This is a genomic window from Natronolimnobius sp. AArcel1 (genome assembly GCF_011043775.1).
GTDB lineage: Archaea > Halobacteriota > Halobacteria > Halobacteriales > Natrialbaceae > Natronolimnobius.
On record NZ_JAAKXY010000001.1, the window covers coordinates 268,829 to 280,792 of the forward strand.

An 11,964-nucleotide genomic window follows, 5' to 3' on the forward strand; every position below is an offset into this window, starting at 1 on the left:
CCTGCTGGTAGGGTGGCCGCTCACTCGATGGTGACCGTCGTCAGATCCTCCGCGAATCGAACGTCACCGTCGTACTGTCTGGCAATTGACTCGAGCATCTCGTCGTGGCGGCCATCGGTGTGTGGGTACAGATGTGTCAGATACACCCGGCCGATGTCGTGGCCGGCGAGTGCGGTTCCAAGCGTTTCCGGTGTGGGATGATTCGAGACGTCGACATCGTCGGGAAACGAGCAGTCGTGTGCCAGCACCGCCGAGCCCTCAGCGAAGTTCGCTAGTCCGGCAAACGCCTCGCTATCGCCGCTGAAGGTAAAGAGATCGCCAAATCGGTAAGCCAGACACGGCAACGAATGACGGGTTTCGTACGCCGACACGTTGAAGCCGGCGACCGAAAACTCGCCCTGATGGACCTCGCGAATTTGCAAGTCGAGCCGATCCTGCATGTAGTCGTGCACCGAGAGCAAGTCGTCGACCAGTCCTTTTGTCCCCTGCGGGCCGACGATCTCGAGCTGTTCCTCACCGGCGAGCCAGCGGGCTTTCATCAGCGGCAGGAGATCGGCGACGTGATCGAGGTGATGATGCGTCAACAGCACCGTCGAAATGGCCTCGTAGCCGACGCCAGACTGCTCGAGTCGGTGAAGGACGCCTGATCCGCAGTCGAGCAGCAACGTTCGACCGTCCTCCTGAACGAGCAGTCCCGTCTGGAAGCGCTCGCCAGTCGGCATCGCGCTTCCGGTGCCCAAAAACGTAACCTGCATGCGAGAGCGTGTGCCCGGGCCGAGCAAAAGGGTTGCGCTGGCCGATATTGCAACAGTACACTCACAAGAACAGAACTGGGTGTCCCAGTCAGTACAACCGACCGTATCATACGGTTTACTGTACGTCATTTCCGGCGCACCCGCGGCCAGAGCGTCGGTTACGCCGGCACATTGTCATACCAATCCGTATCAGTCCGCTCTCGAGACGGCACTGGGTTCGGCTTCGGTGACCGACTCTTCAAACGGGTTCTCGATGACTGCGCTCGCGTTGAGCGCGATCAGGCCGAATCCAACCTTCGTGAGTACATCAAGGTACATGATGAGCATGACATCAACCGTAAGCGTAAGCAGTCCAAGACCGGGTTGACCGAGTAGCCAGACGACTGGATACACCGTCCAGAGGATCACTGTCAAGTTTCGAAGACTGGTAAACAGCGACGCGACACCGGTCCCGTGCTGGCTCGCCCGAGCAGTCATTGGACCGAGCAACAGGTACAACAATCCGAGGTAGACAATACCAGCTAGAACGAACAGCCCGTATCGCGCCGATCCCGCCACGAGAGCACCGGCGAAGCCAAGGCCCATCACAGCAGTATTGACACCGATAACGAGGCCCAGTTCCCGACGACCGCTTCCAGCGAGCAAGCCCAAAAAGAGCAACAGTAGCGGTGTCGTCAGAATCCAATCGATGTACCGCGGAATGAATACAGTCCGATCAGCAACAGATATCCAGCCGACACCGAGCGCCATCAACACATAGGCCAGGAATGCAATTGAACTGATTGCCACCAGTATTCCGTAATATCGCCGTTGGGCAGTCTGAGCACTGATCCCACCCCACACGAACGCCACCGTGCCAGCAGCCATCCCGAACGCACCGATCCAAAACACCAGCGTTGGCTCAAGGTCGATCATCGCAACTCGCCTCCGTCAGCCAGCGCCGAGTGCACGCGCGTGCGTGATCCTCGTTCGGATATCTGCACGTCCTCGAGAACCTCGAGTAACGTCTGTGCGCCGTTGGACAGATGCTCGACGCGCTCGAAGACATCCCCGGCCACGTCCATCTGGGTCTCGGCTGCACCCGAGACATCGGTAGCTTCGCCAGCAGTCGTCTCAGCAATATCTGAGACCTCATCGATCATGCTCACCACTTCTGAGGCCGACTCAGCCTGCCGGTCCGTCGACGTGCTGATCTCCTGAATCCCCGTATTCGCTTCTTCAACCGAATCGACAATTCGCTCGAGGGAGGTGGCTGTTTCCTGGACCGTTTCGACACCGCGAGAGAGTCGCTCGCTTGTCTCTCGAATGTCTTCGACAGTCATTTCGGTCCGTTCTTGGATGCCGTCGATAGACGTTGAAATCTCTTCAGTCGCATCTTTTGTCTCCTCAGCGAGGGATTTGACCTCGCTTGCGACGACCGCGAAGCCGTCACCGTCTCGGTCGGCATGGGCCGCTTCAATAGAGGCGTTCAGCGCGAGCAGGTTCGTCTGGTCGGCAATGTCTGCGATAATTTCCGTAACTTCACCGATTTCTCTGACGTCCTCATGGAGCGTCTCGATTGCGTCAACAGTCGCCATTGTTTGGGCCTCAATCTCGTTCATTTCTGCAATCGAGGATTCAGCCATCTCGAGGCCGTTTTCGCTCGCCTCTGCGGCTTCGTGGGACGTTTGGGCCACCTGTGTCGCGCTTGCGGCCATCTCCTCTGTCGTCGCGGAGATGTCATCCATCTCGCGGGCAATCCCTTGGATCTGCTCCGTCTGGACGGTTGCGCCCTCGGAAATATCTGCAATGGTCTCGTTGACGTCCGCGCTTTTTTCCTGGACCCGCTCGGCGTTCGATCGGACCTCGCGACTCTCCGTTGACACGTCGACTGCAAAGCCGTGGATACGCCCGACTAACTGCTCGATGCCATCCATCATCTCGTCGAACGAGTTGGCGATATCCGCCATTGCCTCGTTGTCAGTTTCGGCGTCCATCCGCGCGGTCAGATCACCGTCGGCACAGCGAGCCATCACGTCGCTAAATCGCTCGGCCTCAGCCTCTAACTTAGTGTTCATCTCGTCGAGTCGTTCTCGCTCAGCTTCGGCCTCCGTTCTGGCGGCTTCAGCTTGTTCGCGTGCCTCTTCAGCTCGGACGCGAGCGGCTTCTGCCTCATCGCGGGCAGTCTCAGTCTCCTCGAGCGATGTCCGAAGCGAGGTCCGCATCTCATCGAACGAGTTGTACAGGTCGCCAACTTCGTCCTCACGACGTGTCTCGAGGTCAACCTCGAGGTCGCCATCGCCCATTCTGGCCGCTGTCGTCGACAGTGCCGAAAGCGACGCGGCGGTGTTTCCGCCAACAGTCGCCGCGACCAGCCCGAGATTGATCACCGTCAAGACAATCAACCCAAGAATCGCCGACACCGCAGCGTTCTGTACGGCTGCGGCGTCACCAGCTTCGATGCCGGCAGTAATCTCTCCGTACAGGACGCCACCAAATACGATCGTGACGACGGTAACAAGCGTGAATATCGCGCCGAGTTTCGCCGTGTAATTCCGGCGAACCCGACCAGGCAACAGCAATCTCGCGACGTTCATAGCATGCGATATGAAACCCCTCTCTTTTAGCGATAGTGGCCAACAGTGTTGAGATCGCTTCTCGAGGCTTCAAAGGGAGTTCATCGTTAGCCAGATCGTTCATTACCCCCTTGCCGAAACAGGCGGGCAATGCAGCGATCAATCGACCCGAGAGACCACACCAACTACCGATGACTGTTCCGCTGAGCTATCTCGAGTTTCACGTGCTGTTTATTCTACCACCGATTGCGTTCCTCGCGTGGCTTGCAATCCGTCGCGAGGACGCTTGGTGGGGGCGCGATCCGCTATCGGCGGTTGCCATCGTCTGTGCGCTCGCGCTCGTCTACACGACGCCGTGGGACAACCTGCTTATCGCCGAGGGCGTCTGGTGGTACGGTGACGGCGCCGTCGCCGCGACGATCTGGCACGCGCCACTCGGGGAATACTTGTTCTTCGTTCTGCAACCAGTCCTCACCGCGTTCTGGCTGTTCCAGTGGCCCCAGATTGCCGATCGGTCGTTAGCACTTCCGCGCAGCCATCGCGTTCTCGGTGCAAGCGCCGGTGTAGCTGTCTCCCTCTTTGGCTACCTGTTGCTATCGCTCGAGACACAGTCGACGATTTATCTGGGAGCGATCTTCCTCTGGGCTGGCCCAATCCTGGCGATTCAATGGGGGTTTGGCCTGTCTTACCTCTGGGAAGTCCGTTGGACTGTCGCAATCGGCATCGCCGTTCCGACGCTCTATCTCTGGGTTGCCGACCGAATCGCAATCGGGCTCGGAATATGGCAGATTTCTGAAGTACATACGATTGGGTACGATCTCTTCGGGTTGCCAATCGAAGAAGCCGTTTTCTTCCTCGTCACGAACATTTTCGTGGTTCAGACCGTTGTCCTCTATCTGTGGCTGCTTGAGCGCCGTCACGAACTGCCGGAACTGGTGCCCGTGCCCGCCCGATTCCAAAACTCTCACCCGACGGCTGAAGTCGACCGCGATGACTCCTAACGACTCCAGTCAAAGCGATCAATCGGGGCGAGCACCAGTCGAGAGGCCACTCTCCTCAACTGCCACCCCGATAGCTCTCGAGACAGCAAGACTCACAACCCTCGCGTTCGCTGTGATGGTACTTGGAATCGGCGTCACGCTCGCGGCACTCGTCGATAGCATGCCGCTAGCGGTGCAAGCAGTGCCACTTGCAGCCAGCGTCCTCATCCTCGGACTTCCGCACGGAGCAATCGACCATCTCGTGCTTCCGCGCGCTCGCGGCGAGCCGGTCACCCGCCGGTCGGTCGGACTCGTCTGTTCGGGCTACCTCGTACTCGCCGCAGGCTACGTGCTCCTGTGGCTGGTCGAGCCAGTCGTCGCGTTTGTCGGGTTTATTCTATTAACGGTCGTTCACTGGGGGCAAGGCGACGTCTTTGCCCTCCTCGAGCTACTGGGCACCGACCACCTCGAGACCCGAGGGCAACGTCTCCTCGCACTCTGTGTCCGTGGCGGAATCCCCATGTTTGTCCCGCTGGTCGCGTTTCCGGACCAGTATGCGTTCGTCGCGACCGCCGTCATCAACCTGTTCGAACCGGCCACAGCGGCCACACTCGAGCCCGCGTTCGATCTGAGAGTCCGCGCGTGGGTGGCGATGACTATCGTCACACTCGTCGTGACCTCGCTCGTGTGGGGGCTCCTGCGGATGGGTCCATCCCGGTCGTGGCTGCTCGATGCTGGCGAGACCGTCGGGCTCCTTGTCTTCTTTGCGGTCGTGCCACCGATTCTTGCAATCGGACTCTACTTCGCCGGTTGGCACTCGGTCCGGCACATCCTTCGCACCATGCTCGTCGATACCCGCGCGACCGCCGCGCTCGAGCGACGCGACATCCGCGCTGCAACGTGGCGATTCACTCGAGACGCAACGCCACTGACCGCCGGCGCGCTGATCGTTCTCGGTGGCCTCGCACTCGCCGTTCCACAAACGCCGGCGACGCCGACGGACCTACTGGGCCTCTATCTGGTCTGTCTCGCTATCTTGACGCTTCCCCATACTGTCATTGTCTCGTTGCTCGACCGGGAACAGAACGTGTGGGCGTGATACAGCCAACCATACTACGCGACCGTGACCCTGTCTGGCGAATAGAGCGGTCACTCGAGGCGGTGTTTCACTTTCACTCCACTGGCCAAACCCTCTTACATACCCGGCCCCGAGTCGGCACCAATGAGCGGGCTCGCGGACCTCGAGTTGCCCCTTTCCGACGACGAGTTGCCCTTTGACCCCGACGCGGCGACGATCACCGACAGCGACATCTTCGGCCTGCTCGAGCCCGCAGTCCAGGAGTGGTGGCTCGAGGAATTCGGCGAGTACGTCCCTGAGAACGAGGGCTTTTTTACGCCGCCACAGCGCGGCGCAATCCCGAAAATCCACGACGAGAAGAACACGCTGATCTGTGCGCCGACCGGCTCGGGCAAAACCATGTCGTCGTTCCTCTCGATCATCAACTACCTCTACCAACTGGACCGCGATACGGACGCGGGCCTCGAGAACGCCGTCTACTGTCTGTACATCTCCCCCCTCAAATCGCTCGCAAACGACATCCATCGGAACCTCGAGGTGCCACTCGAGGGCATCGAATCGATTGCTGCCGACCGCGGCGAACCGATGGGTGAGATTCGCCACGCCATCCGCCACGGCGATACCCCCTCGAGCGAGCGCCAGAAGATGCTCGAGGAGACGCCCCACATTCTGAACACGACGCCCGAGACGCTCGCCATCTTGCTCAACTCGCCGAAGTTCAGCGAAAAGCTTCGGACGGTAGAGTACGTCATCGTCGACGAAATCCACTCGTTGGCTGCGAGCAAACGGGGGACGCATCTGTCCGTGAGTCTCGAGCGACTCGAGGCGATGGTCGACCACGATATCACGCGAATCGGCTGTTCGGCGACGATTGATCCGCTGTCGCAGGTTGCGGAGTTTTTGGTGGGTTACGAGGTGCCGTCAGGCACCTCGGAAAAGCGAGCGGGGAACAGCGTGACCCGCGAGGTGCCGCCAGGCAACTCGAAGGAGCCGAGCGGAGAGCAACGCGACCCGCGAGGATACGACGCTCCTGAAAGCAGTCCGCGCGACTACGACATCGTCGACGCCCGCTTCGCCCGCGAGTTCGACATCGAACTCGAGTGTCCCACGGACGACTTGATCAACACCTCCCGCGAGGTCGTTCAGGAGCGGTTTTACCGGATGCTCCACGAGCACATTCAGGACCATACGAACACGCTCGTCTTTACGAACACCCGTTCGGGCGCAGAACGGGTCCTGCACAACCTCCGCGAGAACTTCGACGCCTACGACGAGGAGAACTCTGGCTGTCACCACGGCAGCCTCTCGAAGGAGGTTCGTCACGACATCGAGAGCCGGCTCAAAGACGGCACGCTCGACGTGGTGACCACCTCAACGAGCCTCGAGTTGGGGATCGACATGCCCCACGTCGACCTCGTGGTCCAAGTTGGGTCGCCCAAATCCGTCGCCTCGCTGCTCCAGCGGGTCGGCCGCGCCGGCCACCGCGTCGGCCAGACCGTCACCGGGCGGGTCATCGCGCTGGACCGAGACGAACTCCTCGAGTGTGCCGTCATGCTGAAAAAGGCCGAGGAGGGGTTCGTCGACTCAGTTTCGATCCCCGAAAACGCACAGGACGTGGCAGCCCAGCAGGTCTACGGGATGGCAATCGCCGAGATTCGCCCCGAGGAGGAGGTGACGAACATTCTACGTCGTGCCTATCCCTACCGCGACTACTCCGAGGCTGAGTGGGAGTCACTCTGTCGGTACCTCACCGCCGACTACGCCGGCCTCGAGGACAAGAACGTCTACGCGAAGATCTGGCGCGACGAGAACGACCCGCCAGACGGCGAGCACCACTACGAGGAGTATCCGGTCGGCGAACCCCTGATCGGCAAGCGCGGCCGACTCGCGCGGGTAATCTACATGACCAATATCGGAACGATTCCGGACTCCTTCACCTGCGATGTCTACACCCGCGCCAGCGACGAGTGGGTCGGCCAACTCGATGAGAACTATCTGGACACGCTCGAGAAAGGCGACGTGTTCGTTCTCGGCGGCGATCACTTCGAATTCCGGTACCGCCGCGGGTCGAAAGTCTACGTCGACCGCACGCATTCGCGGCCAACGGTGCCGTCGTGGTACTCCGAACGCCTCCCGCTGTCGTACGATCTGGGCCGGGAGATTGTCGATTTTCAGGGGCAACTGCTGTCCCACTACGAGGAGGGCGGGCCGGCGCGAGTCCGCGCGTGGCTCCGAGAGTTCCCGTTAGACGACAACAGCGTCCGCGCCATTGCGCGACTGTTCGACCACCAACTCCAGTACGCCGGCCCAGAAAGCGTCAGCACGCCCGACCGACTCGCCATCGAGGTCGACCGCGACCGCGAGGAGTACGAACGCCACTACTACATCCACTCCGCATACGGCCGACAGTTCAACGACGGCCTCTCACGCCTGCTGGCGTATCGCTGTGCCCAGGAGGCGACCGCCAACGTCCGCGTCGCCGTCGCGGACAACGGCTTCGTGCTCTCGATGCCCCTGAATCGAAAAGTCGATCTCGAGAGCATCATCGACGATCTCTCGGCCGATCAGGTCCGGGATGATCTGCGCGCAGCGATTGCTGATACCGACCTGTTGCAACGGTATTTCCGGATCAATGCAACCCGCTCGCTGATGATCCTCAAACGCTACAAGGGCTACGAGAAATCCGCGAGCGAACAGCAGGTCTCGAGCGAGATGTTACTCGGCTTTGCGGAGGACCTCGAGAACTTCGCCGTCATCGAGGAGACCTACCGCGAAATTCTCGAGGACAAACTCGCCGTCGACGAACTCGAGTCCGTCGTCGACGCCATCGATTCGGGCGACCTCATAATCGAACGCCACCTCGTCGACTCGCCGACGCCGCGTGCCTTTGGCCTCGCGACACTCTCTGCGAGTGACGTTGTGCTCGCCGAAGACGAGAGTGCGGCCTTACAGGCGTTTCACGAGCACGTTCTCGAGGAGATTGGCACAGAGTCGATGCAAGGACTCGCCTCTGAATCAGAGTAGGGCTCGAGCCCACCACGAGGATTTCCGACACTAATTTTTAAATATAGTTCCCTGCGAACAACTCATTAATGTCAATAATTGTACGTCCCCGTTCGGTTATGATGCTGCCGATTGCCAATGTTGCCCTTCCGATTACCCTCATCCTCCTTATTCTGCTTGCAGGAGGTGCCATTTTTGTCGGGGTACTATTCGGTATCGTCACTCTCTTCCAGCGGTTCTCCCGCAACTCCAAAGAGCACACAGAACCGTGAGGAGGGAACAAACACACTACAGCAAAGCGTGGTATAATGCGCTCAGTCCGTACTATGACGTCCTCGTTGATCCTGTTCAGGGTCGTCTTCGGGGACGCGGAATTGAGTACCTCGGCGTCTCTCCCGACGACCGCGTTCTCGACATTGGCTGTGGGACCGGTCGCGGGGTGGCCACACTGCAGAACGCTGTCGGATCGGACGGCCAGGTCATCGGGATCGACATTGCAGAGCAGATGTGCCAACTCGCACGGGACCAGCTTGACGACGAGGATCCATCCGTGGTTGTCTGCGGCAATGCACTGTCGTTGCCATTCGATACCGACAGCTTCGACGTTGTCCTCGCGAGTTTCACGCTCGAGTTATTCGCCGACGATCATCGGACAACTGTACTCGAGGAAATCCATCGTGTGCTTAGACCAGGCGGTCGAATCTGTGTCATCAGCCCCACGACAGCGGCGAGCGATACCATCTCGCTGCTCTATACGCGACTCAACGACGTTTTTCCGACGCTGGTCGATAGTCGACCGCTCGATGTCAGTACCGTCCTTACGAACGCCGGATTCGGCGTCGTTCAGACCCACATCGAGTGGGTTCTCGTCGTCCCGGTCGAACTCGTCGTTGCCCACTGTGGGTTGCGTGGCTGAGGGCATCTCGGCGGCACCGACTGCTCCCTCTATGCTGGCCGAGTTTGCCTGCGAGAGAGACACCGCGTATTCCCACACTGCGGTCACTGACAGTGATCGTCTATCGAAGTGTCATAGAAGAGTCACATCGGCTACCGATTATCAATGTCCTCGAGTCGACGCCGACAGGTACAAACCTCCAATCGTTCCAGTTCGTGATATGCCCGGGAAGGTACCGCCGGAGAAGTTGCTCACACACGTCTTCAATCGGACGGGAACCACTGACACAGACGAGACGATCATCCAGGGGCCAGCCCATGGCGAGGACGCCGCGGCCATCGACTGGCCGGGCGGCAACCTTGTCGTGAGTTCCGACCCGATCTCGCTCGCCGCCTCGAAGGTCGGCACCCTCGGCGTCGCCATCGCCTGTAACGACGTCGCTGCGGCCGGGGCCGACCCACGCTGGCTGACCGCCGTTATCTTGCTCCCCGGCGAGAGCGCCGACCTCGAGACCATCACGACCGATCTCGACGCCGCTGCGAACGATGTCGGTGCGTCGATTGTCGGCGGCCACTCCGAGTACGTCGACCAACTCGAGCGCCCACTGCTCTCGTTGACGGCGATGGGTGCGACCGAGACGGTGATCCCGACCGGCGGGGCCGAACCCGGCGACCGAGTGATTTTGACGAAAGCGGCGGGCATCGAAGGAACCGCGATCCTCGCGTCTGATTTCGGCGACGAGTTCGACATTGACGACGACCTGCGCAAGCGCGCTGAAGCGTTTCTCGAGGACCTCTCGATCGTTCCAGATGCCCGCGTCGTCCGCGAGTACGCGACGGCGATGCACGATCCGACCGAAGGCGGTGTTGTGGCCGGACTACGGGAACTCGCCCGCGCCTCGGATGTTCGCCTCGAGGTCGACCGTGATGCGGTCCCGGTCCGTTCGGAAACCCGGCGGCTCTGTGACGCGGCCAACGTGGATCCGCTCCAGATTTTCGGCTCGGGTGCGTTGCTCGCGACCGTTCCAGCAGGCGCTGTCGATGACTGCCTCGCAGATCTCGCAAACGCCGGGATCGCAGCCGCCGAAATCGGCATCGCAACGGCTGGCGGCTCGGATGTGTTACTCGAGGGCGAGCCACTGACCGGCTCGCTCGAGGACGATCTGTATCCGCTCTGGGAGTCGGCTGACAGCGACGCCGATGCCTAACAGTAGATAGTAGTACGGTTTCGTTAGTTAGAGTGATTGGTGAAAATCGCGGTCAGTACAGGGCAAAGACATACCGAGTCGGTCCCGAACACGAAACACGAAATCTGTTCGTATTTCAGTTTCGCAGTCCCGTGAAGGGTATTTACGCTCAGGGAGCCACAGATTGGACGATGGCTACAGAGGCTTCCTTTACGGTACCATCCGACGAGTTCCCGTTGGGAACAGTGTTCGAGCAATTGCCGGATGTGTCGGTCGAACTGGAACGGATTATCCCTGCCCGAGACGTGGTGATCCCCTACTTCTGGGTTCGGGGAACCGAAGTTGACGATATCGAAGGGGCGTTCTCGGAGCATCCGGGCGTGACGGGAATCCAGTTCATCGACTCTGTCAAAGACGACCATCTGTTGCGCGTCGAATGGGCGGTGGATTACGACGACGTGTTAACCACGCTGACGGAGACGGAGATCGCACTCATCGAAGCTGTCGGGACGGACAAAGAGTGGACGTTCGATATTCGTGGTGACAGCCGCGACGATATTGCTGGTTTTCAATCCCGGTGTCGAGAGGTGGGGATCCCGATTACGCTCACGAAGCTACACGCGCTCACGCCTATTGAGACGGCTACCGAGGAGGCTCTCACTGCTACCCAACAGGAAGCGCTGGTGCTCGCCTACGAGCGCGGCTACTTCGAGTCCCCACGCGAAACAACGATGGAAGAGATCGGTGACGAACTTGGAATCACACAGCAGGCCGTCGCATCCAGACTCCGGCGCGGAATCAACTACATCCTCGGAAATACGCTATCTGACGTATCAGCGCCCTCTCGATAGAGGATTTATAAGCGTGTTGGATACTAAAAAGGGAGGATAAACCGTGTAGGTCTCAGATACTAGTATCATGAGTGAGACCTCCATCACATTCGATACAATTCTCGACCTATGTGGGGACGGGCACCGTCGTATTGTCCTTGCGATACTCTCGGCAGAACAGCGTTCGTTGACCGTGAATGACCTCCGGTCAACAATTCTCACCTATAATCATCATACGCCAGTTACCGACGCTTCTGAAGCGGTACTAACGGAAATTCAGATCGCGCTACACCACACGCACATTCCAAAGTTAGAATCAGCAGGAGTCATCGAATACGACTCGGAGCGCCAACTCGTGGAACCGACAGAACAGTTCGACCAGCTACAGCCCCATCTATCTGCGATTTTCAGTACTGATCCAAATCTTGACGAACCAATTGAATTGTGAGTTCATACAGGCGACTCTCTATTTTTCAATATGGCGCGTGAATCACTTTACTGGTGTCTGAATAGAGGTACAATCAATAAGCACACGTAGTTACCGGATTGCTCAATTCGGTTTTACGAACAATTCTACATACAAAACCCGTACTACTATAGTAACAACTGCAACTATTTATCCACGGATCGCACAGTTCACGGCTCGCTTCGCTCCCCGTCTGCTCACGGCGCGAAGCGCCGT

10 protein-coding genes are annotated in these 11,964 nt (G+C 59.3%); 7 read left to right on the top strand and 3 right to left on the bottom strand.

The features are described 5' to 3' along the window. Positions 1–20: 20 nt before the first annotated feature. The 3 genes from G6M89_RS01340 to G6M89_RS01350 form a co-directional block, all read right to left on the bottom strand. Positions 21–755, bottom strand: a complete 735-nt coding sequence (locus G6M89_RS01340; RefSeq protein WP_165160003.1) for an MBL fold metallo-hydrolase — start codon at positions 753–755, stop codon at positions 21–23. 189 nt (positions 756–944) lie between these two features. After that, complete coding sequence (locus G6M89_RS01345) at positions 945–1,670, bottom strand: bacteriorhodopsin (RefSeq protein ID WP_165160004.1); 726 nt, start codon at positions 1,668–1,670, stop codon at positions 945–947. Next, positions 1,667–3,331 (bottom strand): methyl-accepting chemotaxis protein, encoded by a 1,665-nt coding sequence (locus G6M89_RS01350; protein WP_165160005.1) that lies wholly within the window; start codon positions 3,329–3,331, stop codon positions 1,667–1,669. The genes G6M89_RS01345 and G6M89_RS01350 overlap by 4 nt, the downstream gene beginning before the upstream one ends. A 170-nt stretch (positions 3,332–3,501) precedes the next feature. Between G6M89_RS01350 and G6M89_RS01355 the strand changes: the two genes are divergently transcribed. From G6M89_RS01355 to G6M89_RS01385, 7 genes are all read left to right on the top strand, one after another. Beyond that, positions 3,502–4,311, top strand: a complete 810-nt coding sequence (locus G6M89_RS01355) for a lycopene cyclase domain-containing protein (protein WP_165160006.1) — start codon at positions 3,502–3,504, stop codon at positions 4,309–4,311. Positions 4,312–4,426: 115 nt separating this feature from the next. Next, positions 4,427–5,389 carry a Brp/Blh family beta-carotene 15,15'-dioxygenase gene (locus tag G6M89_RS01360; RefSeq protein WP_165160007.1) on the top strand — a complete coding sequence of 321 codons (963 nt, stop codon included), beginning with the start codon at positions 4,427–4,429 and terminating at the stop codon, positions 5,387–5,389. Positions 5,390–5,512: 123 nt separating this feature from the next. Continuing rightward, a complete protein-coding gene (locus G6M89_RS01365) occupies positions 5,513–8,392 on the top strand; it encodes an ATP-dependent helicase (protein WP_165160008.1) in 2,880 nt (959 codons plus the stop codon). A 247-nt stretch (positions 8,393–8,639) separates the two neighbouring features. Next, positions 8,640–9,287, top strand: a complete 648-nt coding sequence (locus G6M89_RS01370) for a methyltransferase domain-containing protein (RefSeq protein ID WP_165160009.1) — start codon at positions 8,640–8,642, stop codon at positions 9,285–9,287. 199 nt (positions 9,288–9,486) lie between these two features. Next, positions 9,487–10,473 (top strand): AIR synthase family protein, encoded by a 987-nt coding sequence (locus G6M89_RS01375; protein ID WP_165160010.1) that lies wholly within the window; start codon positions 9,487–9,489, stop codon positions 10,471–10,473. A 170-nt stretch (positions 10,474–10,643) separates the two neighbouring features. Then, entirely contained in the window at positions 10,644–11,303 is a 660-nt protein-coding gene (locus G6M89_RS01380; RefSeq protein ID WP_165160011.1) for a helix-turn-helix domain-containing protein, read from the top strand. A gap of 67 nt (positions 11,304–11,370) precedes the next feature. Next, positions 11,371–11,730 carry a hypothetical protein gene (locus tag G6M89_RS01385; RefSeq protein WP_165160012.1) on the top strand — a complete coding sequence of 120 codons (360 nt, stop codon included), beginning with the start codon at positions 11,371–11,373 and terminating at the stop codon, positions 11,728–11,730. The last annotated feature ends 234 nt before the right edge of the window (positions 11,731–11,964 follow it).

Excerpts from the sequence above, each read along its gene's own strand:
- G6M89_RS01365 (WP_165160008.1), top strand. The coding sequence starts at position 5,513 with ATGAGCGGGCTCGCGGACCTCGAGTTGCCCCTTTCCGACGACGAGTTG.
- G6M89_RS01380 (WP_165160011.1), top strand. The coding sequence starts at position 10,644 with ATGGCTACAGAGGCTTCCTTTACGGTACCATCCGACGAGTTCCCGTTG.
- G6M89_RS01345 (WP_165160004.1), bottom strand. The coding sequence starts at position 1,670 with ATGATCGACCTTGAGCCAACGCTGGTGTTTTGGATCGGTGCGTTCGGG.
- G6M89_RS01350 (WP_165160005.1), bottom strand. The coding sequence starts at position 3,331 with ATGAACGTCGCGAGATTGCTGTTGCCTGGTCGGGTTCGCCGGAATTAC.
- G6M89_RS01355 (WP_165160006.1), top strand. The coding sequence starts at position 3,502 with ATGACTGTTCCGCTGAGCTATCTCGAGTTTCACGTGCTGTTTATTCTA.
- G6M89_RS01385 (WP_165160012.1), top strand. The coding sequence starts at position 11,371 with ATGAGTGAGACCTCCATCACATTCGATACAATTCTCGACCTATGTGGG.
- G6M89_RS01340 (WP_165160003.1), bottom strand. The coding sequence starts at position 755 with ATGCAGGTTACGTTTTTGGGCACCGGAAGCGCGATGCCGACTGGCGAG.
- G6M89_RS01375 (WP_165160010.1), top strand. The coding sequence starts at position 9,487 with ATGCCCGGGAAGGTACCGCCGGAGAAGTTGCTCACACACGTCTTCAAT.
- G6M89_RS01360 (WP_165160007.1), top strand. The coding sequence starts at position 4,427 with ATGGTACTTGGAATCGGCGTCACGCTCGCGGCACTCGTCGATAGCATG.